We start from the raw sequence: 25,139 nt of genomic DNA, 5'->3' as shown, positions 1-25,139 counted from the left end.
CTTTTGGTTTGAAAACTAATAGGTAGTTGATCATTTTAACTGGTTCGTATTATACATTATGTGTATATCCCTTTTTTGAGCATGTCTACATAAAAATAAGTAAAAGCACTCGTTTAAAGAGTGCATTAAAATGGATACCAAAAGTTTTGAAATACGTTTAATTTTAAATATACGGCAACAATGAATATGAAAACACCGGCAAATAAAGCGATGAAATCTTCACGTTTCGCCTTACTTGTATAAAACCATGTACGTTTATCCTTCTTTCCAAATCCTCTTAAATCCATTGCATTTGAAACCGTATCTATTCTTTCTAGAGAATGAATGATTAGTGGCCAGAAAATTAAAACACGGTTCTTCATACGAACCCATAAACTTGCTTCTCCTTTTTCAAAAGCCACTCCTCTCGCTTCTTGCGCGTGTTTAATAATTTTATACTCAGACTGGATGTCAGGAATATAACGCAGTGCAATATTTATTGCATATGTAATCTTATAATGAATACCAAATTTATTTAAACTACTTACAAATTCACTTGAATCTGTCGTGTAAATAAAAAGAAGTGTAAATGGTAATAACGTAAAATACTTTAATGAAAGTGTAGCTGCATAAAATAATGTTTCATATGTAATTGTTGCATATCCAATATGTAAAAACGAGGTATATGATTCAGTTAATTCAGATCCATGAGTGGGTGTAATAAATAAAATCATGACAGAGTTTAATAAACTAAATGTAAATATGACACTAAAAACAATTAAAATTTTACGAAATGGAATTTTAGCAATTCCGAGTCCAATACACCCAATAATAAATAAAATTAGCAACAACCTAAAATCAAAAAACAAAAAAGTAATCGTCATACAAAAAATAAATAAAAACAATTTTACTACCCCATCCATACGATGAAAATATGTACTATGCACCTTCCTCCCTCCTATTACTGTCTAAATAAAGCTCCATAAATTTTTCTGGACATACAATCCCACTAAATTTAACAAGCTTGGTTAAAGAACTCTCTCTTAAGTTGGCTCTTTGTAAGGTTTCTTGATCACCAAATACATTAGACACTGTATTATCCGCAATAATTTTCCCTTCATGTAGAACTACTGCACGGTCTGCATATTCTAGTGCGAGATTCATATCGTGAGTGATAAAAACAAATGAGATTCCCTTTTTAGCTAGTTTTTTAATAAACGACATAAATTGTTTATAATGATAATAATCTTGTCCCGCTGTCGGTTCATCTAATATGATAAGCTTGGGATCTATTGTTAATACAGATGCGATTGTTACTCTCTTTTTTTGCCCATAGCTTAGCGCTTGAATTGGCCAATTACGAAATGGATATAAACCACAAATTTTTAAAGTTTCTTCTACTCTATTCTTAATTTCTTCCTTAGAAAAATTATTTAATTTTAATGTAAATGAAACTTCTTCAAAAACAGTGGGCTGTGTAATCATATGATTTGGATTTTGCATCACGTAAGATATGGTTTCCCCACGTTTACGAATAGACCAAGAACTAATATCTTCACCCTCTAACAAGATTTCCCCATTTTTCATTTTGTTTATGCCTATAAGACTATGAGCTAATGTTGATTTCCCTGCTCCATTATGTCCCAACAGTGCCACAATTTCTCCTTCATATATTGAAAGGTTTACATTTTCTAATACTTTTTGTTTATTAGGGTATGAAAATGATAAATTCTCCACTTTAAGTAATTCCTTGTTTTTAGTATTACCTTTTAATATGACTTGTTTCTCCATCCACTCTCTTATAACGTTGCTTACCTTTTCCTTTTGAAGGTTTTCCATTGGATATATTACGTCATTATTACTATCAAAATGTAATCTCTTTAATGCTTCGATGTAAATAGGCTCTCTTAAGCCAATACATGGTAATATATTTGACGCTAAGATTTCTTTTGGTGTTCCTATTGCAATGACTTTACCTTCATCAATTAATATAACTTTGTCTAAATCCAGCTTTAAAATTTCTTCTATTCTATGTTCGATAATAACAATCGTTTTATTATATTGCTCATGTATATCTTTCATAAGTTCTATCGTATGTAAGGCGCTTAGCGGATCTAAGTTCGCTAACGGTTCATCGAACAATAATATATCCGCATTTGTTGTTAATAAACCAGCAAGAGAAACTGTTTGTTTTTGACCTCCTGATAATTCATGTGGACTTTGTTTATGAAACGTATGCATCTTCACCTTTCTTAATGAGTCCGAAACAATCTTTTTCATATCCTCTTGATTTACACATTCATTTTCTAAATAAAAAGCTACATCTTCTTCTACTGTCATACCAATAAATTGAGCATCTTGATCTTGCAAAATTGTTCCCACATGTTTACTCTGTTCAAAAATACTGCCTTCCCTCGGGTCTTTACCGGCAATTAATACGTTACCTGTACTAATCCCTTCATAAGAAAATGGAATTAGCCCATTGATACAATGAGCTAATGTCGACTTTCCTGAACCACTTCGTCCAGCAATTAGCACTTTTTCCCCAGGGTATATATGAAAGGTAATATCACTTAAAGTAGGCTGCGCAGCATGCCCGTATTGAAAGGTGAATTGTTCAAACGAAATAATTGGTTGCATGTTAACATCCCTACTTTTCAATTTTTAAATGTGCATGTTTCTTATTGGATTTCGCCAAGCCAATTGTAAGTGGCAATCCAAGAACTAAGAATACGATAACATCGGAAATTGTTGCTCCTAATACTTGTATAACAATTTTGTCAAATGGTTCTCCCATCACAATAATATCGAATGCCCCAGCAAATATAATAGCAATGACAATACCAACTAACCCAGTAATTGCTAAATAAGAAATATCTCCCTTGTTAAATGACCCGTTTTTCACACTAAAACCAACTCTTTTTTGAATAAGACCCATTGAAAAACCAATAATCCCTGAACTAATAACCCAGCCCCACCAAATCCCCCAGCCAGCAATCGTATCTGTTACGGTATGACCGATAAGTCCGATTAAGAGTCCTGCCACTGGACCAAATAATGCTCCAAAAACAGTTAATATAGCTAATGCTGGTTTAATAAATGTATTCGGTGCAATAGAAAATCCCCAAAGTCCTAATATCCCGTATAAGGCTGCTCCAATCCCGATTGCTACTACTAACTTTGTTGATAATTTATTCATTACAATTCCCCTCTCATATTGGTCAACTTTTATTATTCTATATTTATTTTAAAAATGAATTATGCATCGACACTTCCTTTCTATACAACAAAAAAATGACCTCTTACATAAGAGGTCATTTTCTTTCACGTTCAAGAATCCTCTTATCTTTCAAAAAACACATCGTGTCCTCTGCGGAATTAGCACCTTCCTATAAAATTGCATAGGGGTTGCTGAGGTTTCTTAGGGCCGTTCCCTCCACCTCTCTGGATAAGTATTAATTTGTAATTCGTATTATGGCACTAAAAAGCATAAATTTCAATACTTTTCTAACTATTTTTATTTTTCGTTAAATAGTACATTTAAATCATTGTATTCTTATCGGAATTATGAAATAATAAATTCAAAATCGTTTCGGGAGGAATGCATTATGAAAGTTATTGGTTTAATTGGGGGATTAAGTTGGGAATCTACATCATTATACTATAAACATATTAATACACTTACACTCTCTCAATACGATCAAAATGCGAAGCTAGTTTTATATAGTATGGACTTTGGAGAAGTAACTACTTTATTACAAAACCATCAATATGAAGAAGTAAAAAATGAACTAGTCACGGTTGCAAAGAAGGTTGAAAAATCTGGGGCTGACTGTTTATTAATGTGTTCAAATACTGTACATCTATTTGCCGAAGAAGTAGAACAAGCAATCTCTATCCCGCTTCTTCACATTGGCGATGTAAGTGCTAAAGAAATGGTAAAACAAAATATAAAACGTATCGGACTATTAGGAACAAAACAAACGATGGAGCAAGATTTCTATAAATCACGATTAGCGAAATATAACATTGAGACAATTATCCCAAATGAAGAGGAAAGAACAGTTATCCATCATGTCATATTAGATGAATTAAGTAAAGGGATCATTTCAGAAGCATCTAAAGAAAAGCTATTACAAATTACAAAGTCATTAATTCAAAACGGCGCTGAAGGTATACTATTAGGCTGTACTGAAATACCTTTACTCATCTCCCAAAATGATCTTACTGTTCCCGTTTTTGATACTGCTTTTTTACATGCAAATACTGCTGTGCAATTTGCTGGATAAGAATATACAAGCATAAAGGTACGAACCTCTATGCTTGTATATAGTTACGACTATTTCCCCCGCTATTTACGGGCAGTAAAACCCCCAACGATTAAAGTTTCACTTTATTTAAAAGAGATTCAATAACTGCAATTACTTCTTTTGAACCACCACATTCTAAAAAGCTATCATTAAGTTTTCGTATACCATGCTTATACTTTTCGTTTGAAAGAACATCTGTTACAGCCTCTTTTAAAGTGTGCACATTAACATGTTCTTTCAATAGTCTACGCGCTGCTTCCAGTTCAGTTAATCTTTGCGCTATCATAGGCTGATCTTTATCATGCGGTATTATTACAAATGGGACATTATAATGAATGGCATCGTGTACGCTATTCATGCCGCCATGTGTAATAAAAACATCCGCTTCATTTAATATTTCTGATTGAGGTACGTATGGAGCAATTATAAAATTATCTGGTGCTTTCTTAATTTTAGAAATATCATTTCTATCACCAATTGCCATTACAACTATCCCATCAAAATCTGAAAAAGTATCAATACAAGTATTAAAGAATGGTTCGAGTCCTTCAAGCAGTGTTCCCATTGAAATATAAATAACTTTCTTCTCTTTAAGTGATTCCAGTGGAAACTTTATATTTGTTTTACGCTTTGAAATACTCGGTCCAATAAAAATGTTATTTTCTCCGAACGATTCGCTATTAGGTTGGAAATAACGACTTGTGTATACGAGACAAACATCACCCTTATTATTCATAAATTGAAGATTATTCTTTGGTTTTACTCCAAATTCATGTTCCATCTGGTTTAGTAATTTTTCAGAGATCTCCTCTGGTTGGAATGGTATATCTGCATTTGAATGAAAAGGTAATGTCTTCAAAAACTCTGAAGGAATTAAAAATATAGGCGAGGACACTACACCTGGAACTTGTAAATACTCCTTTACTAACTCTCCCGCACCAAATATATCATAAATTACGAAATCAAAATTTATGCTTTCACTTAATTGTTTCGTAATTTCTAATATATATAAAGAAGTTTGAACATGCACATGAAAGAAAGCATTTAACCCAGATGAGGTTTCAGCATCAATAGAAATCTCCTTTAATAGATCCGGATGTGTATGTACAGTAGCTCCTAAATCTTCAATCCTATCTTTAAAGTTTGCAGTTGTAATATAATGTACGTTATCCCCTCGTTCAGTAAAGGCTTTCACTAAATTTAATGTAGGGTTTACATGTCCCTCTGCTGGAAAATTAACTACTAAAATATTTAGCACTTATTCCTCACTCCTTACATTTCACTGTTTTAATTAAAGCATACTGTTATTTGTACATGTAATCGTCCCCTAATAGTCCTAAAATGCTTGCTACATTATGTTGATAAATAATTTTCAGTCATCAACATAAAAAAAGCATCTACCTATGTAGATGCCTAACCGTGATAAGGAGTGTTCTGTGAGGTTAGAACAAGCTTCTCTGCTTGTCCTATGCTATCAATATATGATTTATTTTATAAAACGTGAATAGTTAATAGAATTATTTTATCCATTTTATATGATCAAATGGATAAAATACCATTTCTACTTTACCTATTATATTTGACTCATCAATAAGTCCAAGTGTATTCCTACTATCTTTACTATGATTACGATTATCCCCTAACACAAATAATTTATGCGTAGGAACTTTTATTTCTCTCAAATTTGAAAAACGATTGGATACTTGTGACATATCTAAATGTATATACGATTCATCACGCTTTTTACCGTTAATAAATACCTCATCCTCTTTTAGTTGTATGTTATCCCCCGATAATCCAATAATTCGTTTCACATAGTAAGTAGGCTCGTCTTCTTTTTTTATAATGACAACATCTCCATGATGAAAAGACGATAAACAGACGTTTACCTTATTAACAAGTATATAATCTTTTTCATTCAAAGTAGGTTGCATCGAAATTCCTTCTACCATACAAAATAAAAATGACTTATTAATAAAAATAACCCCTATTATAATTAAGATGTAGCTACATATGTTCCTCCAATATTTTAGAATAAACGGCTTCATATATACCTCATTTCTAATCTATTCCCAGATAAAAACGCCTCTAGTTCACATGAATGCTAGAGACGTTTCGTCCATTTTAATTCTCTTTAGAGGCATCTGTTTTTGGCGCTTCACCAGTTAATCGCTTATTTTTCAAATCAAAATAAGCATCTAAAACTTCTTTTCCAATATCGGAGTTAATGCCCGATTTATCATTTTCAACCCACGGTACTACAACAGAAAATGCTACTTCTGGATCATCATATGGCGCATATCCAGCTAATGTTAAGTTATAACATTCTCTACGATCGCCTTTCGCATTTCGCCCAATTTCATTTTCTCCACCATATACAGTTTGTGCGGTCCCTGTTTTACCAGCTGGTTTATATGGTGCTTTTTGGAACGCTCTTACTCCCGTTCCATCTCCTTCTTGAAATACTTTTCTAAATCCTTCTTTTACTTGATTAATATATTCTTGTTTCATATCGATTCTATTTAAAACAACGGGTTCTATTGATTGTACTACTTTACCAACCTCATCTTTTTGAACGGTTTGTTCTCTAATCTCTTGAACAATTTGTGGTTTCATTCGATACCCTCCATTTGCGATAGTCGAAATATATTGTGCAAGCTGAAGTGGTGTATATGTATCATATTGTCCAATAGAATAATCTAATAAGAAACCAGGCTGATTATCTTTTCTTCCAATTTGTCCTGCAGTTTCATTCGGTAAATCAATACCAGTTTGTACGCCTAGTCCAAATTGCCTGAAATAATATCTCATTTTATCAAAATATTCTTGTTTAATATCTAGTGAACTATTTTTCACATAATCCACACCAGCAATTTTTAATGCTATATTAAACATATAAACGTTTGAAGAAACTTGTAACGCTCTTAGATCGTCTATATCACCAAAATTTTTCCAAGACTTCTTTTCCTTAGTTCCTTTAAACTTCATAGGTGCATCATAAAAATGTGTTCCAGGAGTTATTGCATTTGTTTCAAACCCTGTTAACACTGTCGCACCTTTAACCGTTGATCCAAGCTCATATGAACTTGTCAGCGTGCCTAAAGCATAATCTTCTACTTCCATTTTCCCATCTTTTTCTACAAGCCTTTTCCCAGCCATTGATAATACTTGGCCATTTTTAGGATTCATCATCACTACGAAAGCACGGTCTAACATTGATTCTGATCCTTTATATTGTTTTAATATTTTTTCTATACTCTCCTCTACTTTTTTTTGCAATTCCATATCTATGGTTAAAGTTAAATTTTTACCGCTTTTTCCTTCCGAAACCGTTTCCGTTCTCATTGTATTGCCTTGTTTATCAGCAATGCTTCTTACTTCTTTTTTCGTACCATGAAGTACATCTTCGTATTGCTGTTCGATATAACTTTTGCCGACCCTATCATTTCGGCTATAATCACGCACTAAATAATAATCTAATCTTTCACGTGGCAATCCTTCATCAGCATTTGAAACGTTACCAAGAACGGAACGAAATAGACCATCATTTACATAGATTCTCTCCCAATCAACTGATGCGTCTACCCCTGGAAGTTTCGCTAAATTTTCACTAATCACCGCATATTCCTGTTCACTAACGTCCTTTTTAATAATTTGAGGTGCCATCTGAAAACCTGAGGTCATTTTACTTTTAATAGCTAACACTTCTATATCTTTAGCCGTTAGTTCTTGAAGATTTTTATCTGTAACGCGCTTCCTTTTTAAATCTTCTATTTTTTTGTCTAGCTCTTTTCCGGTAATATCCTTATCTCGGAACTTATCTATTTCTTTTTTTGATACTAAGTCTTGAGTAAGTTCTGGATTTAATTGCATCCAAAAGTCTTTCTTATCAGTCTCAGTTAACTTATCTATATCTTCTTGCGGCATTTCAATAATGTCTGCAAGTTGTCTTGCTGATTTTAATATTTCTTCTTGTTTTACACCTTTCACCTTTGTATATGTAATCGTACGTAAAGATTTATTATCAACTACTGGATTTCCTTCACGATCAAATATTTTCCCACGTGGTACAGAAAGGCCCACGGTTGTATTTTCTCTCTTCTCTACTTCATTTTTATATGTTTCTCCATCAAAGATTTGCACTTTTCCTAACTGAATAATGATGCCAGAAAATAATAAAAAAACACAAAGGAATAAAATATTTAACCGGAGAGGTACTACTCTACCACTCTTCTTCTCTTGTTTTTTCACCTTGTCATAATCTCCTCCTTACAATATTCCAAATAATAATCACTTTTCTATATTAAAAGTAATGTACAATTTTTATACATTGCTTTGTACAAATATTAATATAATGTTTAAAACTTAATAGAAATTAAAACAAATGTAAAGAAAAGATAAAGTTTACTAAATTAAATATAAAAAATACCCAATAACAAAAAGATTAGCTTTCACTAATCGCTTTGTTATTGGGTATTAATTGATTTAAGAATTACTACTAGTGCGTATTGCTATACATTTATCGTCACAATTAGAAAAAGATTGTTTACTTTGTACTTTCGGTAAGTAAATTGTTACTGTTGTCCCGACACCAACCTCGCTCATGATACTAATTGTCCCTTGATGACTTTCAATAATTTTATAACTTAACATTAATCCAATACCAGTCCCTTTTTCTTTCGTACTATAAAAAGGTTCACCTAATCTCTTAATTCTTTCTTCAGGTATTCCTATTCCTTCATCTATTACATGAATGATGACACCATCATCATTTATTTCTTTTATGTGAATTGAAATTTCCCCACCATTTGGCATAGCTTCGATTGAATTTTGCAAAATATTAATAAATACTTGTTTCAATTGATTTTCCGAGCATTCAATAATTATATCTTTGTCATCCGTAAATAGTTCAACTTGAATATTTGTCATAATTGCTTTTGTATTCATTAACGATACGACATTTTTAAAAATTTGATAAATATTTTTCTTTTCTGTATTTATCTCATCTGTTTTAGCAATTGACAAAAATTCTTGCAGGATCGCTTCTATCCTTTCAATTTCAGAAAGCATAAGATCAAAATATCTTTCTTGATCTTCTTTATTAATTTGGAATAACTGTATAAAACCTTTAATTACAGTTAAGGGATTTCTTACTTCATGAGCTACCCCAGCTGCTAATTGACCAATTGCTGCAAGCGTATCTGATTTGTTTAGCAATTCTTCTGTCTTTTTTCGCTCTGTAATGTCACGTACAATAATCATAATTTTATCATGTAATAATGGTAAGCACCTAGCTTCAAAGAAATCAATACTTCCATTAAGTGTGAGTGGATATTCTACAATTACATTCGTTCCTTTTTTCTTCACTTGATTAATGGCTTCCTGAAACTGCTGTGCTACTGAAGATGGTAATACTTCGTAAAACTTTTTTCCCATAAAAGCTTCTGCGGGTACGTAAAACTTTGTAGGAGATCCTGCTTTGTAATCTATAATTGTGCCATCATCTTCTGTTAAGAAACATAAATCTGGTAAAGCTTTAAATATTAATTCCAGTTCAGATGTTTGTTGTTTTAACTGCTCTTCTATCGCTTTTAAATGTGTAATATCTACACCAACAGCCCAATAACTATATCCTGTTACAGGAAACTGTTCTGATATATTAGACCACATTATTGTTTTGATTTCACCATTTTTACATGTTAAGTGCATTTCCCAATCTCTGAAATTTTTTCCACAAGTTAAAAATTTCTTTTGTATTTGCTGGCGATAACTATGATCAGGATATAATAATTGAAGTGCATTTGGATTTCCAATTATTTCTTCAGCGGTATAACCTGTTACAATTTCACATTCTCGGTTCCACAAAACAAAATCTCCATTATAATCAAGCGCATCGACCATAACAGGCATGTTTTGTAAAATCGTATGTAGTTCCTCCTCTTTCTGAGAAAGCAACGTTGTTTTTTTACTTTGAATTACTTTTATTGCGCCATCTAAAATTAAACTTGAGAGCATTTCAAAGTATTTTTGACAACTGAAAATTTCGCTTTTTTTGGACCATACAACAAAAGATCCTAAATGTTGATTGTATAAGAAAATGGGGATTTCAATCTTTGGAAGTTTACTCTTAATTATCTCATTCATTCCGAATGAAAAAATACACTCTTTTTCAGCATCAAGAAGTTGATGTGATATGTTAGTTAATTTATAAAATTGTTCTGCCATGGTTTCTATTGTACTCACATCAATAAGTTCCATTAGCCGCGAATTCATTCCTTTTTCACCTCAATATGTAAAATTAATACAAATCTAAAATTCATACTTCTCCATTATACGAAGAAAGCTAGTGTAGGTATATAGCTGTAGAATAATTATTCGCACAAATTTTATTTTTCAATTAAAATAAGAAAAGAATGTATATACTGAATATACCTTTAATTAGTAGATATTTCGTTCATTCCTCCTTACATTCACTGAATTTTTCCTTGAGGGTCATACGCGTCACTAATAACGGTATAAAAATGCAACAAGTATAAAATTCATAAAATATTCACAAATTTCATGAAAAATATAAACATTTATTCCAATATATTCTATATAATGAAATGTAATAAGGCTTCTATGAATCTCATAGAATACCTTACCCCTAATAAAAAAGAAAAAAGAATCCCTTTGGATTCTTTTTTCTTTTTTAATTACATTACATATTTATATAAAGCATGTGCCACACCATGTTCTTCATTTGATAACGTTTCGTATTTACAGATTGTTTTTATTTCTTCAACTGCATTACCCATCGCAATTGATATGTTCGCTTTTTCCATCATAGAAACGTCGTTTAGCCCATCACCTATCGCTACAGTGTTTTCAACTGGAATATTAAGATATTCTGCTAAAGTATATAATCCATTCCCTTTTTGAGCATCTCTATGATTAATCTCTAAATTGTGCCAATATGAAGATGTAATTGCTAAATCTGTATTATGAATAAATGTTTCTTTTAGTTTTTTTAATTTCTCAATATCATAAGAAAATGGTAATAGTTTATGCACATGTATATCTGTTTCTACAATTGGCTTACAACTTTCCGCACTATGAAACGCTGTATGCTCAAGATATAATGCTGCGATTGTTTTTAACTCTTTCAAGTCGAAATTTTCTTTTGAATTCTTCACATACTCAATTTCATTACGTACACTCTCTACTCCATAATCCGGTACATACACACCTTTATCAGTATAAAGCTGATAATATAAACCATTCTCTTCAAGATATTCCACAATTTCAAGTGCCTGCATATTTTGAATTGGATATCTCTTCATCATTTTCTTATCTTTATATATAAGCGCACCATTTTCCGCAATGATTGGACACTCTAAATCAACTTCTAACAATAATCGTTCAATATCAACAATAGAACGTCCAGTACAAATTGCTACAACATGGCCAGCTTCTTGACATGTTCGAATTGCTTCTGCATTTTCTTTACTAATCATTTTATTCCCCGAAAGAAGAGTTCCATCTAAATCAATTGCGATTAATTTCATTATTTCTTCACCACTTTCTATAAATACACGAGTTCTAATTAATTATTAGGTATCGTTTTCATACAATCCTCGTGAGGTACTTCTTATTTATAATTTATGAAAAGCGTTTCAGGTCAAGAAATAATTAAAAATAAAATCCAAAGCTTTTCTTTTTAAAAAGCTTTGGATTTCAAACTATGAATTATAACTAATGTATTTTGTCTCACACATGTACACATTTTTTTCTTCAGTTGGGATATATACTTTAAACTTTTCTAACCGTTTTCCATAGATATGAATTGTGATAACGCTTTCCTTTTTGCTAATTTCAAGAATATGACAATCCGCAGGTGGAATGACTTTATCGGTTTCTCCTTCTCCCAAATAAAGATTTCCTGTATGTGTTAAATAAACAAGTGAATTTCCAAGTTGTTTCGTTTGTATAAAGTTCTGCACCATTATCCTTCCTGAAAAGACGCCTTCTACCCCCCATGTGCCGTCATGATCATGTAAAGGTGTAGATTGTCCATCTTTCCATACGAGAGCTAGTACTTCAAAACGTTTGAGCGGATCCTCATACAATAAATGTCGTGCATATTGAGTCGAATTCGCCTTCTGTTTATCTAACGGAAGCCATGTTTTCTTTTCTAAAAGTTCTTCTAGTAACTTTTCAATGCCACACACTATTTCTTCTTCAAATAAACCGTTTTCCATAAGATCTGTAACACCTTTAATAAACTTTTGAAATGATTTACTTCCATTACAAGTCAACATAGGAATCCTCCTCTACGTTTTATACAACTCCATATTAAGGTAATTACCTGAAACTCACAATTGAGAAACAAAAAACAAGATGCAAATGTATGCACCTTGTTGAGATTTTTATTTGGCTTTCAATCGAATAGGTAAGTATTTTAATGTTTGTTCATTTTCCAATATACATTTTTCTAAACAGAAAGATGGAGATAGCTCTATTTTTTCAAAAGCATTTATAAAGGTAGTTAATGCAATCTCAGCTTCTAAACGTGCAAGTGGTGCTCCTAAGCAAAAGTGAGGACCTTTCCCAAAGGTTAAATGCTTTTCATTTCCTATTCGATGTACATTAAATTGAGAGGGGTGTGAAAATTTTTTCTCATCTAAATTCGCTGCACTAACCCACGCAACAATCATCTGATCCTTTTTCATTAAAGGGCCAAATATATTTGTATCCTCTGTAATCCTCCGGGCCAATGTAACAGGAAAGCGATAGCGTAATACTTCCTCAATCGCTTTTGAAATTAAGCTAGGGGTTTTTCTTAAATCTTCATAAATTCCAGGTGAATCTACTAAAAAGCAATAAAAGCTATTAATAATTAAATTTGTAGTGGTTTCATTCCCAGCCGCTAGTAAACCTAATGAAAAGGTTACAATTTCTTCATCGGTTAATCTTTCGCCTTCATATTCAGCTCGAATTAAATCGGAAATGATATCATCAGTTAAATGATATCTCTTTTCCTGAACGATCGGTAGAAGATATGCTTTGAATTCATTTAATGCTATCTCTTTCTCCGCATCCAGATCATTAAACTTTTCTTTACTATACGGCATAAATAAAATATCAGACCATTCTTTAATTTTTTTACGATCTGTTGTTGGGACTCCTAATAAATCAGAAATAACGGTAACAGGTAAAGGGGCAGCAAACTGTTCAACGATATTAACTTCACTATATTTTTCGATATGCTGTACAAGTTCATCTGCGATAGCCTGTATTCGAGGTTTCCACTGTTCTAGACTTCTTGGAGTAAATGCCTTAGAAACAATGGAACGTACATTGCGATGTTCTGGTGGATCTGTAGAGTTTATATTTATTCTAGTTTCTAATGGAGGGATTGAGAATTGTCTGCGCTCCCTTCTACTTGAAAATAAGCGATAATCTGATAAAACACGATTTACATCATCATATAAAAAAACATTCCATACATCCTGCTCTTCATCATAATGAACTGGGTGATTATCCCTCATCAAACGATACCATTCATATGGATTCCATAATTCTTCTTTTGTTTTCAGCTTTGAAATTTCATGAACTAAAATAACATTTTCAGGTGAAGCCATAGTTCTTTCCTCCCTTTTCTTTTACAATAAAAGTGATAGGTCGGCAGTTCAAAGTTGTATAAACTATCATATGTTATTTTAACATATACTAAAGGAGATTTTTCATTAGAGAACTTGAGAAATATATAAGGGGGATTTTTATGTACGTTGACATTTTACTACTAGCAGAATTAACGACAGGACCAAAACATGGATATGAAATCAAAAAAAATGTTCAAAATCGTTTAGGTGAGAATTTTGAATTAAATCACAACATGCTTTACCCTGCCCTTCGGCGCTTTGAAAATATGGGTGCTATAACGAAAAAAATACATAAACAAGTTGGAAAACCAAATCGAAATATGTACGATATAACAGAAACAGGAGAAGAAATTTTTTCTGAAATGTTACGAGAGTTTCCCGAAAAACTTGCGACAAATAATGCAGAATTTCTTGTTCGTATCGCACTATTTGAAAAACTTGAATATGAAGCTAGAAAAGAGATTTTGACTGTACGTCAAAACGTACTACATAATCAACTTACCGCTATCCAGTCTCTAGAGGTTACCTCACCCTTTATTACTGAAGTCATTGAATTTAGTAAATCACGAATTGAACATGAATTGAGTTGGATTACATCACTTATGAAGAAAATATGAAAAAATAACAAAAAAAGCTAAAATCAATGAATGAAAATGATATTTATTATCAATACTATCATTAATAAAAGGGCAACCACGATTTGGCTACCCTTAAACAATTTACACTTCTGGATCGAATGTTTTGCAATCTGTTTCTTCCGTTGTAGATGCATGTTTACCTTTATGACTTACTACGTAAATTGCCTCTGCACTACATTTATTACCGTTCGCCCAAAATTTACAGTTGTTTACTTCACATAAAACGTCTTGTGCCATAGTATCACACCTCCTTGTTCTATTATCATTAACAAAATTCGGAGGTATGATACTATTCGTCATCCATTTTTTATTCCCTTTTTAGCTTTCTTAATGGTTCAATATCTCCGCGTACAATAGCATCAATATTTCCAGTTATTTTTTCAATATCAAAATGCCACCATTGAATTTGCAATAATTCTTGAATTGTTTCATTTGAAAATCTCTCTTTTATTTTATTTGCAGGGTTTCCACCAACAATTGTATATGGTGCGACGTCTCTAGTCACAACAGATTTAGCTGCAATGATTGCACCATCCCCTATTTTTATTCCGGGCATAATTGTTGTATCCATACCAATCCAAACGTCATTTCCTATAACTGTATCACCTTTGTAAGGTAAATCAGACAAACTAGGTGTATACTTCTCCCACCCATTTCCAAATATATTAAATGGATATGCCGAAAATCCATCCATCCGATGATTGGCTCCGTTCATAATAAAGTTAACTCCAGATGCAATACAACAAAACTTTCCAATAATAAGGCGATCTCCAAGAAATTCATAATGATGTAATACTCGATTTTCAAATTTTTCTCCATCTTTCGCATCATAATAAGAATAGTCACCAACAAGTATATTAGATTTTGTTATTGTATTTTTTATAAATTGAACGTTTTGATTTCCTTCAATAGGGTATTTAATATTTGGATTAGGATTCATTCTGTACAGCACTTCCTTTACCACTTATTTCACTTTCTATCGCTATTACTGGCTTTAAATTGTATATAGGTATAATAAACAATAATCCAATTATAAAAAGTAAAGCCGTCCCTTCATACATCATACTTAATGAAAACATCTCTTTTAATGAGCCAGCTATACTCATCGTTACTACCATTGAACCGGTAAATAGCGGACTTAAAATACCATTTACACGACCTATAAAATCGGTATCGCTATTTTGAATAATAAGCGTATTAATACCAATTTGGATACAAGGAAGAGCTAAACCACTAAAAAGCTGCGCTGTAAGTGTAACCCATAAATTTGTAGAATACCCTATAATGCTAATACCAATTGCTTGACCAAGCATACCGATAATTAACATCTTTTGCGGAGCAACGTTTTTCGCAAATACCATCGCTAATGCCCCGCCAACAATCATTCCCGCACCATTTACTGTTAGTAGCCACTGTAAACTCTCTTTTGATAATCCTAACTGCTCAGTCACAATAAATATACCTAATGGCTGAATTAATCCTATACCTAGTCCTGCAGCCATAAAACAAAGCCCCAGCAAAGTTAATGCTTTTTTCTTTTTGACATACTTAATACCGTCCTTCATCTCCTGCAACAGAGTGATATCTTTCTTTTCTACGTCGTTTTCAAGATCTTTCGGAAGAAATAACAATACAACTGCCGCAAGTACAAACGAGATGCCTGTTATGATGATTGAAATATAAATTCCAAAACTATGAAAGATAAATGTCCCTAGGATTGGTCCTAATACCATAAATATTGCAAATATCGTTTGATATATAGACATTGCTAATTGAATTTGTTCCGTTGATAAATGTTGTTTAAACAACTTCATTCCAGATGGTTGTGAAAACTGTGAAAGGATTGCAGAGATAAGTGTCACAAAAAACACAATTTTCCACGTTCCAAACATAAGCGTAATTAATACAGCGAATACTGAAATGGAACTTAACGTCTCACACCATATCATTGTCTTCTTTGGCTTCCACCTATCAGCAAAAGTACCGCCAATAAATGAAAAAATAAAAATTGGAGCGAATTCAGCAACTGAAATCATCGAAATAGCAAAAGCATCACCTTTTGTCATTTCCATTACATATAGTAATACCGCAAAGTTTCGAACCCATATTCCTATTTGTAAAAATAATGCTGATGCTAAAATCCCTTGAACAAACCGATTTTTTAATACTTGTGATACCCCATTGTTTTGTTTCGTTACTACATTTGTCGACATAAAAAAGCCTCCTATTTCATGTTCTGAACAGGAGGCAGCACAAATCATATAAAAAGACTATATATTCGCAGAGCGAAATACATCCCTTTTCTATAAATGTACAGACTAACCCTATTCAGAAGAATATTTCGTTTTTTAACGAAGATCTCTTACAAATAGAATTAGTTGATCATTGGGATGTCTTCACCCTTCCGTTTCGAATTTAAATAACACATACATACTCTATGTAAATCATTTTCGATGTATGCATGTCTCCTTTTACTATTCTAGAAAGTTAAAGGCAATTCCTCTAAAGAACGCATTAAATAGTTACCTTGCCATTTAATTTCTTCACGATTCCCTTTTATTTGTAGTTCAGGCATTCGATTAAACAAAGTAGTAATAGCAATCTTTGCTTCCAACCTAGCAAGTGGAGCGCCTAAGCAGAAATGGCTACCATGACCAAAGGCAATATGACGATTATTTTCCCGAGTAATATCGAATACTTCTGGGTTTTCAAATACAGTTTCATCACGGTTTGCAGAAGCTAAGGCAATGACAACCATATCTCCTTTTTCAATTGTTTGGTCGTGAATTTGAAAAGGTTCATCTGCCCATCTTGAAGTTGTAACCTCAACTGGAGAATAATATCGTAGTCCTTCCTCAATAGCGGCATCAATTAATTTTGGATTTTCTTTTAATAACTGTAATTGATCTGGATTTTCGAGGAGCGCTAATACCGTATTTGTTATTAAATTTACCGTTGTCTCGTGTCCCGCCACAATTAGTAACATTATCATTGAATATAGTTCCCGAGCGCTAAGTTTATGCCCTTCACTCTCTGCAAGTATTAAAGCACTCACCAAGTCTTCTTTTGGCTCTTTTCGTTTAATATCAACTAAATATTGAAGATATGTAATAAACTCAGATAGTTGCTTTTCAGTTTCTTTTATTTCTTCTGGTGTTTCTGGGTAAGCAATGACAGCATGAGACCAAATTCTAAATTTCGCTTGATCTTCTTTTGGAATGCCAAGCATTTCACTTATTACAATAATCGGTAAAGGGAACGAATAATCATCAACAAGATTTAATGAACCCTTTCGCTCGACTTCATTTAACAAATCATCTGCAATATCCTGTATTCTTCCTTCCAATTGCGTGATCATCTTCGGTGTAAAAGCTTTTTGTACGAGTGATCGTAAACGATTATGGTTAGGTGGATCTGAATTTAACATATGAGTAGTTAAATAATCACTATTGTCAACAGTAAGAAACACATTCAATGTATCTTGAGAAAATACATTGGCTGGATCTTTTTTTAAGCGACTATCTTTTAAAAGTGGCAAAGCATCTTCATATCTTGTGATAAGCCATTCCGCACCTAGTTCAGTTTTATTCACAAATAAGATAGGTTGCATTTTTCTAGATTCTTTATAAATTTCATACGCATCTTCTTTAAATTGAGCTGAAGCTAAATTAATGCCCTCCTCTATTTTTAGTCCAACCTTGTTTTTCATTGACATTGTATTCCCTCACTCTCATTTGTTTTTGAAAACCAACCCAACATATGCATTATACTCTAATAAAAACGTGAAAATTGTAAATTTTTAACCAAAATCTTACTTCGTATATTGAAAAATAAAAAAGTGAGAGAGTAAAATCGTTTCACTCTCCCACTACTCTTTATGCGAAGCACATAAAATTACTAATTTGTTGATAGCGATAACTTACTTTACGACGACGACCACCTTGCCAAGTGTAACCTGATACTCCGTTTCTTCTCACTTCAGTCGGAAAGAACCATAAGTCCCTTCCGAAAGGACCAGGACGATGTAAACGTAAATAGCCCCATCTTCCTAGACAATTACACATCCATGATTTCATATTGCCCGCTTGAGATGGAGACGCAAAGGTAGACGGTAACGACGGAGCTTGCGACGGCGGTGGTGACGTTGGAGCATCTTCCGCATCATCTGGTCTGTAATCTTCTTGTTCCATATCTCTCGCTTCATCTACAGATTCATACCCGTAGTTTTGTGGATTATAATACATCGCTTGATCATATGGATAATTTTGTTGGTTATACATATTAACAAATCACCTACTTTTCATTCATTACCTTTAACATTTATATGTGATATGCCCTCTCTGGGAAGCTTATGTTATAGCCCAAATTCAACTTAAAAAGCTCGTATTATTAAAAATACGAGCCTTTCAAAAATAGAAGGTGTTTATTATTTCCTTAACTTCACACTATAAAAACGCATTTCATCTAACGAACCTTCAAATTCAAATACTTCTTGTTTAATTAATTGTTTCAAGCGATATTCTAAGAAAGTATCTCCAACCAATTGTTCAACAAGACCAAGTGCTTCACCAATTACTCTAGGAGCTTTGAGGAATTCTCGATCAGCACCCACACTTTTCGCGCATTCAATTATAAATTGATCAAAATAATCTTCTTGTACAGAATATACTTCATTTTCTTTCCACACTCTTAAACATTCTACGCTTCCCGATATTCTATCCCATTCATGTTCAAACTTCATTCGCTTCTCTTCAGTTAAATAAGGTAACTTTGCAAAACTTTTTTGGAATAGAGCTAAACTTTCAGGTGGTAATTCTCCAGTTCCACGAATATCATACTCTTGTTTTAATATTTCTCGACTTGCTTCAGATGTATTAATAACTCGAATGTTTTTCTTATCCTTTAATTGTGCCATTACAAAACTTAGGCCTACATGTTCATGTGCATTATCAGCCTTCCAAATTGTAATAGGCGTTTCAACAGGAATAGTATGTAGTTCTTCTATAGTTGCTATAAATCTTGATAAATATTCTTCTTCAAAATAACTATCATAAGCAGTTAAATTATTTATTAACCACTTCTGTCTTGCTAGTTGCCCCCCATTCGTATGCAACTTATATATCGGTCCAATTGAAAAGAATTCAGAAAAAGCAACAACACTCTCTTCAGATAATTCTTCTTGACTTAACATATATGTTAAGCAACCAGCCGTTGAATCATCAAAAGCAATATGTACGTGCGTACTTTCTTTTACATTTCTTTTATAAGTAGGATTACTCGTTAATTGTTTCGGAATATCCATCAAATTTTTAATTGTATCTTCACTATAGTTTTCTTCTAATAAGTTTAACTGTATGAGAATACTTTGAAGTAAATCTTTAACCTCATCCTCGTACATATCCTCTACAGCATTTTTAATTTTATCTATCACACAAATCCCTCTATTCATTTCAAAAATAACGTAGATTATAGTGTATCATTTTAGTATAGTTCTTTAAAGTCAAATCCAGATTGCTAGAGCAATCTGGATTTTCAACAAATACTTTCCTTATATTTTTGAATTGCTAAATATTTTTACTTTGAAAATCCTTGTATCTAAATGTATAATTATATAAAAACAAAAATATGGGAGCTACATTTATGGAGAAAGTACTTACTAATTATAGACATTACTTAAAAAATTGGAGATTTATATTTATTTGCATACTACCTGTTATCGCCTTATTCGTTACTTTCTATGTCATCTTCGAACTACTGTTTCATCAAGATTTCTACTTATCTAACTTAATTTCTGCTATCATATTATTTTTAATATTTACTAATGTTAAAGATAAATTTAAAATTAAAGGCTAAAGAACATTATTTAAAAATAGCCCTTTATTCTTGCATCCTACTATAAAATAAGCCTTGCAGTAAATTTTTACAAAAATAAGAGCACCCTGCAATTGGATGCTCTTATGTGATTAGAAGTTTTTTCTGAGTATTAAGTAGGACACGAAGATCTTGTCCTACTACATAATATATGCTTGTACTTATTATTTCGTGCATATATTAAGCACCATGTTCAGGTACTTAATATATGCATAGTCATTGCTAAAAAAATCTACTCAAATATTCACTATACAATTTCATATTTATAAATTAAAAAACATCCATTGGGGATGTTTTTTATCTAACGATTTTAAGCTTCCATAAACTTAGCCGGTACACCAATTTTTTCAACTACAGAAGATATATTAGTAGGATTAATCATTACATTTTCAATACATACTAATTTATTTTCTAATATCCCATTCTCTGTAGTAATAAGTTCTTCAAACCGATCTAAAGTCATTGAAAATTTGTGTTCACTTCCACCATTCATACTAACTTTTACATACTTCATAGTGTCACCGCCTTTCATAATAATTTACATTTCGACAAGAAGGCGCTTACACCCTTTTTTTATTTACTCTTGGATTTCTCACGTTTACATATATTTTGAGAAAAGAAACTACTATTATTTACTCACAAAATTATTACTAATAAGAAAGATAAAGATAAAAATGCACAAAGTGGAATATATAAACCAGTATCCATTCTAGCGAAGTGCGTATCTTTTTGTCGTTTAAAGATACCAAAATAATTAAACTCACCAATTACTCTAATAGAAAAGACGATCATACAAATCCAGGAACCGACTTGAATAATAACATTAGGAACTGCAAAATGAACAATATTTGCTTGTTGCAACAAAATTATCGCTGCCATACTTAATAATAATGCAATGAACAATGTCATTCCGGCACGAGGTGTAAACGCCTTTTCCCCTGATTTAGTTGGTATAACACTATTTGTCCCCCAATTACCTCCGAAACCCCAATATACATGTAAAAAGCTAACTAAGAATAATATACAAGCAGATATATATGTAATGATAAGCATTTTATCCTCCCCTTATTTTATTTAACTTCTCACCTATAAAATATGCTATCCCCCCCCTCATTAGCAACCTTTATTTAATTACATAAAAAAACCGTAATGATTTATCAATATTAAGATAAGTCATTACGGGGTTATTAAACTTCATTATGCATTAAACCTATTTCTTCGGCGTTCCATCCTTGTTTGACCTTGAACTTCATTTTCTTTGTATGGATCTATTTTCTCTGTCATTTTATATGTTGCAACTGGTTCTTCGTACTTATGCTCATGTATCTTTTCTGGAATTTTACTTTTAGATTCTTTCCCACCAAACTTAAATAGTTTCATCTTTAATTTCGGTAATCTCGGAAGACGAATCTTAAATGATAATCTTTTGCGTTTCTTTTTTGGTCCAAGTAGATTTATATTTTCTTTATTATTATCTTTCTCTTTGCGGTGAATGAACATCGCAAGTAATCCTCCTAATACAAGTCCTCCAATTAATAGTAATATATATACATAATGGCTTGTCATTAAACTCGTCATGCGTTCAAGTATGACTAACGACTGTACTTCTTTTATATCCCATAGTAAAGCGGCCCATAATGAGAATAATCCCAAAGTAAGTCCATATGTACGAAAACGAAATAAACATGGAATTAACGCGACACATGCAGCAATTTTCGCATTTGCTATGATTGAGCTTGTTGTAATATCCTGATGCCAAATAACTAACAGTAATGTTATAAATGGCGCATACGCTATCCAGCTGCATATACGTGAATACATCTTTTTAGCAAAATAACTACCGAAACTAGTAAAAAATAAAAGCCCTCCAATATATACAGATTGTTCTAGAGGGATTTGCTTTGTAAGTCCTGCAATTGGAAAGAGGACGCTCAGTAGCATTAAGAGCACATCTAATTTCTTCACCATTCCCCATTCCTTTCAAATTTTTTCAATTAATAAAAATCGCTTTTCCATTTGGTATAGTTTTTGTATTTCTAAAAAACATATTAATCCTGTCTGCACATAAAGTAAATATGTAAACGAAAAGATACTTGACAAATGATATCCTTATTTGCATAAAAAAATGACAAATCCTGATCGATATAACGAGCAGGATTTGTTTACTAGTATTTAAAGTAGAATAATTGAATCTTTCTTTTCTACTTTTACTACATCTACATCCAATTCATCATCAAATTCTTTAAATTCTCTTGCATCTATGTCAGTAATATAACTCTTTATTACTTTTTCCATATGTACGGAATATGTCATGTGTACATTCTTTTTCGAAAGCATACTAGAATTACAGCACATGTAATGTATCATTTTAGCGATATAATCCCTTTCTACAGGTTTTACACCTAATGGTAGAATTTCAATTATATATCGCTGAAAAACTTCACTACAATTAAGTGAATATTCACCAGTGCTATAATACATCCCTTTTTGATCTGCATATAAGCCTATTCTATCTAGAGCATCATCACATTCTATTACACCGTAGCTTGGTACATCAAAACCTGTATTTATTCTAATAATATTTAAGTTGGGAACCTTTAATACCTCTGGAACAATATCAGGTAAAATATCTGTATTAATTTCTTTATTTTGTAACTCTTTTATCCAATATTTTCTCAAATTTGCATCTACAATGAAGTAAACTTGTTCATTTTGTTCTTTTGCATATTGTACAATTTCCATTAATGTTTCGAAAACATATTGTTTAAAAAGAGCCCCCATATCATTTCTCTTTGATGGTTGTGATAAAAATGCATTATGTTTATTTATATTTAATAATACGTAATCAATCTTTTGCCACTCTGTATTCCCATATAATTTATATAAAATTTCTTTTCCTTTTATTTTTGAAAGAATAGGTAAGAAATCAAATTTCGATATTCGTTCAATTGATAAATTAACATATGTACAAGGTAAATTTATCTTATTCCAACTACGCTTCAAAAATCCTTTTTGTTCTAATAGACTAAAAACACTATTTACAATTGTTTTACGAGATACACTTTGGCCTATAAATAAATTAATAAATGTTGAAATACGATTTGTTCGTGCAAATCCCTCTCTAATGATTTGTTTTGGATCAATTTTTTCGCGTCCATCACAATTTTTCATTGCGATTAATGCTAATGTCGCATCACTGCGCTCACCCGCGGTAGCATAGACAGCTTTCGTAACATCATCTACAAGATTTGTTTTATATTTTTGACAATATTGCATTTTATATGGATTTTGTAACACCTTTTCAATATTGTATCTCACAATCTTTAATAATACTGGGAAATCTGTATTCAATACATAAGAATTTTCACCAATTTTAGTCAAAACAATTTCGCTATCAAGTAATGCTTGTTCTATTTCCAGCGCTATATTTTCAGACCAAACTTCTAATGTTAATGTCTCTAATCCTTTTGGTGCAAATAAAGGAAATAATTCATTTTTGTTATTTGTTGCTACCTTTTTACATTCTGGAAGTATTGTGAAATAAGAGAATTTACGCTGGAATTCTTTAAATAAATACTCTCTTTCCTTTACTTTTATACCTGGTTCTATTTTAGTACCTTGGACTTTATATATTCTTTCATTGTATGGAAATAACACCCTTTTATTTTCCCCGACAATATAATCTTTCGGATATTGGAGAATATGGTCTAAATCCAAATCTCCACCTATTTGAAAATCATCTTTTAAATTTCTAAATATCTTAATCCATTTCATGCCGGTTGTAGCTTGTTGCATTTTTAGTTTTACAAACCGTATTTTTTTATTATTTGATGCAAACTCTGGGGTAGAAATCAATATCATCCCTCGTTTTCGTCTGAAAAGTAAAGGAATATCTGGATGATTATATTCTTGATAAAATCTCCGAATCCCTATTGAAATATTTAATAATGGAGCGTTCTCACCACCACGGGTTATGCATTCGAATCGATATACATAGGAGAAAAAATCTTGTGTTTTTTCATCTTTTATTGGCCCTGACATCGCCTCACAAATATTTTGTGATCTAAGAGGAGAAAAATAGATTTCTTCTGCATTTGTATTTTCTAAATATATAGGACGCTCACAAAAAATATGTGAGATTAAAGCGGGCACCCACTTAGAATACGTTTCATTATCATGTAGTACTGGCAAATTAGAAATCAAATCGGATTGCCATTCATATTTTGGTGGCTCTACTAATTTATTTGGTTTCCAATCATGAATAATCTCATACCAACTTTGAAAAATATAATCGAGCTGCTCTTGTTTAATAGGTTCTTTTGATACAATCCATGGTGTATTTTCATTTAATACGTACGGATTATGCTGAATAAACAATATATCAGAAAACATATCATACAGTCTTTCATTCAAACGTTTCAACTTACTCGTTAATAAAAACGTCTTATAATGTATCTCTACGATGTCCAGCCATTCAATAGGAAAGTATATAAATGATACCTTTTCATTTAAAAGAGGTTCTACTATATTTTCAAATGTTAACAACCTTAATTTTTTCATAAAATGATTCTTTCCTTTCTTCAGTTGTCTTGATTATCAAAAAGCTAGAACAAAAGTTACTTAATCTAATCCATTTAAACAAAGTATTTAAAAGAAAAGTAAAAACTATCTACATAAAACATTATCAAACCGACTCT

At 32.0% G+C, this 25,139-nt stretch carries 23 protein-coding genes and 1 riboswitch; of the genes, 3 read left to right on the top strand and 20 right to left on the bottom strand.

Annotated features, from left to right (window positions below; all coding sequences use genetic code 11):
• Positions 1–125: 125 nt before the first annotated feature.
• From NZ044_RS12990 to NZ044_RS12980, 3 genes are read right to left on the bottom strand one after another with little or no spacing between them, the layout of a single operon-like run.
• Positions 126–926 (bottom strand): energy-coupling factor transporter transmembrane component T family protein, encoded by an 801-nt coding sequence (locus NZ044_RS12990; RefSeq protein ID WP_081143682.1) that lies wholly within the window; start codon positions 924–926, stop codon positions 126–128.
• Entirely contained in the window at positions 919–2,619 is a 1,701-nt protein-coding gene (locus NZ044_RS12985) for an ABC transporter ATP-binding protein (RefSeq protein ID WP_001182503.1), read from the bottom strand. The genes NZ044_RS12990 and NZ044_RS12985 overlap by 8 nt, the downstream gene beginning before the upstream one ends.
• Positions 2,620–2,629: 10 nt before the next feature.
• The gene (locus tag NZ044_RS12980) at positions 2,630–3,178 is read right to left on the bottom strand and encodes an ECF-type riboflavin transporter substrate-binding protein (protein ID WP_001038209.1); all 549 of its coding nucleotides are present in this window, start codon (positions 3,176–3,178) and stop codon (positions 2,630–2,632) included.
• Positions 3,179–3,318: 140 nt separating this feature from the next.
• Positions 3,319–3,434: riboswitch (SAM riboswitch) on the bottom strand.
• Positions 3,435–3,587: 153 nt separating this feature from the next.
• Here NZ044_RS12980 and NZ044_RS12975 point away from each other — a divergent pair.
• Positions 3,588–4,268 (top strand): aspartate/glutamate racemase family protein, encoded by a 681-nt coding sequence (locus NZ044_RS12975; RefSeq protein WP_000864388.1) that lies wholly within the window; start codon positions 3,588–3,590, stop codon positions 4,266–4,268.
• A gap of 91 nt (positions 4,269–4,359) precedes the next feature.
• On the opposite strand, the gene NZ044_RS12970 is transcribed toward NZ044_RS12975, so the two are convergent.
• The 7 genes from NZ044_RS12970 to NZ044_RS12940 all read right to left on the bottom strand — a co-directional run bounded on the left by NZ044_RS12970 (position 4,360) and on the right by NZ044_RS12940 (position 13,912).
• Positions 4,360–5,547 carry a macrolide family glycosyltransferase gene (locus NZ044_RS12970; RefSeq protein ID WP_000932152.1) on the bottom strand — a complete coding sequence of 396 codons (1,188 nt, stop codon included), beginning with the start codon at positions 5,545–5,547 and terminating at the stop codon, positions 4,360–4,362.
• Between the two features lie 259 nt (positions 5,548–5,806).
• Entirely contained in the window at positions 5,807–6,337 is a 531-nt protein-coding gene (lepB, locus tag NZ044_RS12965; protein WP_002162782.1) for a signal peptidase I, read from the bottom strand.
• Between the two features lie 76 nt (positions 6,338–6,413).
• Entirely contained in the window at positions 6,414–8,540 is a 2,127-nt protein-coding gene (locus tag NZ044_RS12960) for a peptidoglycan D,D-transpeptidase FtsI family protein (protein WP_000743784.1), read from the bottom strand.
• Between the two features lie 234 nt (positions 8,541–8,774).
• Positions 8,775–10,562 (bottom strand): PAS domain-containing sensor histidine kinase, encoded by a 1,788-nt coding sequence (locus NZ044_RS12955; protein WP_001088545.1) that lies wholly within the window; start codon positions 10,560–10,562, stop codon positions 8,775–8,777.
• Positions 10,563–10,984: 422 nt separating this feature from the next.
• A complete protein-coding gene (locus NZ044_RS12950; RefSeq protein WP_000766389.1) occupies positions 10,985–11,836 on the bottom strand; it encodes a Cof-type HAD-IIB family hydrolase in 852 nt (283 codons plus the stop codon).
• A 174-nt stretch (positions 11,837–12,010) separates the two neighbouring features.
• Positions 12,011–12,589 (bottom strand): cysteine dioxygenase family protein, encoded by a 579-nt coding sequence (locus tag NZ044_RS12945; protein ID WP_000954440.1) that lies wholly within the window; start codon positions 12,587–12,589, stop codon positions 12,011–12,013.
• Between the two features lie 108 nt (positions 12,590–12,697).
• Positions 12,698–13,912, bottom strand: a complete 1,215-nt coding sequence (locus tag NZ044_RS12940; protein WP_081143678.1) for a cytochrome P450 — start codon at positions 13,910–13,912, stop codon at positions 12,698–12,700.
• A gap of 140 nt (positions 13,913–14,052) precedes the next feature.
• On the opposite strand from NZ044_RS12940, the gene NZ044_RS12935 reads away from it, so the two are divergent.
• On the top strand, positions 14,053–14,550 hold the full coding sequence (locus NZ044_RS12935; protein ID WP_000289121.1) for a PadR family transcriptional regulator: 498 nt from the start codon (positions 14,053–14,055) through the stop codon (positions 14,548–14,550).
• Between the two features lie 102 nt (positions 14,551–14,652).
• Here the strand turns inward: NZ044_RS12935 and NZ044_RS12930 are convergent, their stop codons facing one another.
• The 6 genes from NZ044_RS12930 to NZ044_RS12905 form a co-directional block, all read right to left on the bottom strand.
• Positions 14,653–14,808, bottom strand: a complete 156-nt coding sequence (locus NZ044_RS12930; RefSeq protein ID WP_000046095.1) for a DUF1540 domain-containing protein — start codon at positions 14,806–14,808, stop codon at positions 14,653–14,655.
• Between the two features lie 70 nt (positions 14,809–14,878).
• A complete protein-coding gene (locus tag NZ044_RS12925; RefSeq protein WP_001069207.1) occupies positions 14,879–15,511 on the bottom strand; it encodes a Vat family streptogramin A O-acetyltransferase in 633 nt (210 codons plus the stop codon).
• Positions 15,501–16,784 carry an MFS transporter gene (locus NZ044_RS12920; RefSeq protein ID WP_000106404.1) on the bottom strand — a complete coding sequence of 428 codons (1,284 nt, stop codon included), beginning with the start codon at positions 16,782–16,784 and terminating at the stop codon, positions 15,501–15,503. The genes NZ044_RS12925 and NZ044_RS12920 overlap by 11 nt, the downstream gene beginning before the upstream one ends.
• Positions 16,785–17,050: 266 nt before the next feature.
• Entirely contained in the window at positions 17,051–18,286 is a 1,236-nt protein-coding gene (gene cypA / locus NZ044_RS12915; RefSeq protein WP_000062093.1) for a cytochrome P450, read from the bottom strand.
• Positions 18,287–18,446: 160 nt separating this feature from the next.
• Positions 18,447–18,851 (bottom strand): hypothetical protein, encoded by a 405-nt coding sequence (locus tag NZ044_RS12910; protein ID WP_000282691.1) that lies wholly within the window; start codon positions 18,849–18,851, stop codon positions 18,447–18,449.
• A gap of 146 nt (positions 18,852–18,997) precedes the next feature.
• Positions 18,998–20,002, bottom strand: a complete 1,005-nt coding sequence (locus NZ044_RS12905; RefSeq protein ID WP_000565700.1) for a DUF1835 domain-containing protein — start codon at positions 20,000–20,002, stop codon at positions 18,998–19,000.
• A 209-nt stretch (positions 20,003–20,211) separates the two neighbouring features.
• On the opposite strand from NZ044_RS12905, the gene NZ044_RS12900 reads away from it, so the two are divergent.
• Positions 20,212–20,424, top strand: a complete 213-nt coding sequence (locus tag NZ044_RS12900) for a hypothetical protein (RefSeq protein WP_000416836.1) — start codon at positions 20,212–20,214, stop codon at positions 20,422–20,424.
• 328 nt (positions 20,425–20,752) lie between these two features.
• Here NZ044_RS12900 and NZ044_RS12895 read toward each other — a convergent pair whose 3' ends face one another.
• The 4 genes from NZ044_RS12895 to NZ044_RS12880 form a co-directional block, all read right to left on the bottom strand.
• Positions 20,753–20,956, bottom strand: a complete 204-nt coding sequence (locus NZ044_RS12895; protein WP_000878369.1) for a hypothetical protein — start codon at positions 20,954–20,956, stop codon at positions 20,753–20,755.
• 122 nt (positions 20,957–21,078) lie between these two features.
• Positions 21,079–21,495 carry a DUF3995 domain-containing protein gene (locus NZ044_RS12890; RefSeq protein ID WP_000905578.1) on the bottom strand — a complete coding sequence of 139 codons (417 nt, stop codon included), beginning with the start codon at positions 21,493–21,495 and terminating at the stop codon, positions 21,079–21,081.
• A 144-nt stretch (positions 21,496–21,639) separates the two neighbouring features.
• A complete protein-coding gene (locus tag NZ044_RS12885; RefSeq protein ID WP_014894749.1) occupies positions 21,640–22,407 on the bottom strand; it encodes a DUF3959 family protein in 768 nt (255 codons plus the stop codon).
• A gap of 207 nt (positions 22,408–22,614) precedes the next feature.
• Complete coding sequence (locus tag NZ044_RS12880) at positions 22,615–25,002, bottom strand: RNaseH domain-containing protein (protein ID WP_098506104.1); 2,388 nt, start codon at positions 25,000–25,002, stop codon at positions 22,615–22,617.
• Between the last annotated feature and the right edge of the window lie 137 nt (positions 25,003–25,139).

The organism is Bacillus sp. FSL K6-1338, from assembly GCF_038006965.1.
In the GTDB taxonomy this organism is placed as follows: Bacteria; Bacillota; Bacilli; order Bacillales; family Bacillaceae_G; genus Bacillus_A; species Bacillus_A thuringiensis_S.
The sequence above is the reverse complement of the archived record's forward strand: the minus strand, read 5'-3'. Positions and strand labels throughout refer to the sequence as shown.

Bases quoted from the DNA above. Each gene is read 5' to 3' on its own strand.
- NZ044_RS12985 (WP_001182503.1), bottom strand. From the start codon at position 2,619: ATGCAACCAATTATTTCGTTTGAACAATTCACCTTTCAATACGGGCAT.
- NZ044_RS12980 (WP_001038209.1), bottom strand. From the start codon at position 3,178: ATGAATAAATTATCAACAAAGTTAGTAGTAGCAATCGGGATTGGAGCA.
- NZ044_RS12975 (WP_000864388.1), top strand. From the start codon at position 3,588: ATGAAAGTTATTGGTTTAATTGGGGGATTAAGTTGGGAATCTACATCA.
- lepB (WP_002162782.1), bottom strand. From the start codon at position 6,337: ATGAAGCCGTTTATTCTAAAATATTGGAGGAACATATGTAGCTACATC.
- NZ044_RS12955 (WP_001088545.1), bottom strand. From the start codon at position 10,562: ATGAATTCGCGGCTAATGGAACTTATTGATGTGAGTACAATAGAAACC.
- NZ044_RS12950 (WP_000766389.1), bottom strand. From the start codon at position 11,836: ATGAAATTAATCGCAATTGATTTAGATGGAACTCTTCTTTCGGGGAAT.
- NZ044_RS12945 (WP_000954440.1), bottom strand. From the start codon at position 12,589: ATGTTGACTTGTAATGGAAGTAAATCATTTCAAAAGTTTATTAAAGGT.
- NZ044_RS12940 (WP_081143678.1), bottom strand. From the start codon at position 13,912: ATGGCTTCACCTGAAAATGTTATTTTAGTTCATGAAATTTCAAAGCTG.
- NZ044_RS12935 (WP_000289121.1), top strand. From the start codon at position 14,053: ATGTACGTTGACATTTTACTACTAGCAGAATTAACGACAGGACCAAAA.
- NZ044_RS12930 (WP_000046095.1), bottom strand. From the start codon at position 14,808: ATGGCACAAGACGTTTTATGTGAAGTAAACAACTGTAAATTTTGGGCG.
- NZ044_RS12925 (WP_001069207.1), bottom strand. From the start codon at position 15,511: ATGAATCCTAATCCAAATATTAAATACCCTATTGAAGGAAATCAAAAC.
- NZ044_RS12920 (WP_000106404.1), bottom strand. From the start codon at position 16,784: ATGTCGACAAATGTAGTAACGAAACAAAACAATGGGGTATCACAAGTA.
- cypA (WP_000062093.1), bottom strand. From the start codon at position 18,286: ATGTCAATGAAAAACAAGGTTGGACTAAAAATAGAGGAGGGCATTAAT.
- NZ044_RS12910 (WP_000282691.1), bottom strand. From the start codon at position 18,851: ATGTATAACCAACAAAATTATCCATATGATCAAGCGATGTATTATAAT.
- NZ044_RS12900 (WP_000416836.1), top strand. From the start codon at position 20,212: ATGGAGAAAGTACTTACTAATTATAGACATTACTTAAAAAATTGGAGA.
- NZ044_RS12895 (WP_000878369.1), bottom strand. From the start codon at position 20,956: ATGAAGTATGTAAAAGTTAGTATGAATGGTGGAAGTGAACACAAATTT.
- NZ044_RS12890 (WP_000905578.1), bottom strand. From the start codon at position 21,495: ATGCTTATCATTACATATATATCTGCTTGTATATTATTCTTAGTTAGC.
- NZ044_RS12880 (WP_098506104.1), bottom strand. From the start codon at position 25,002: ATGAAAAAATTAAGGTTGTTAACATTTGAAAATATAGTAGAACCTCTT.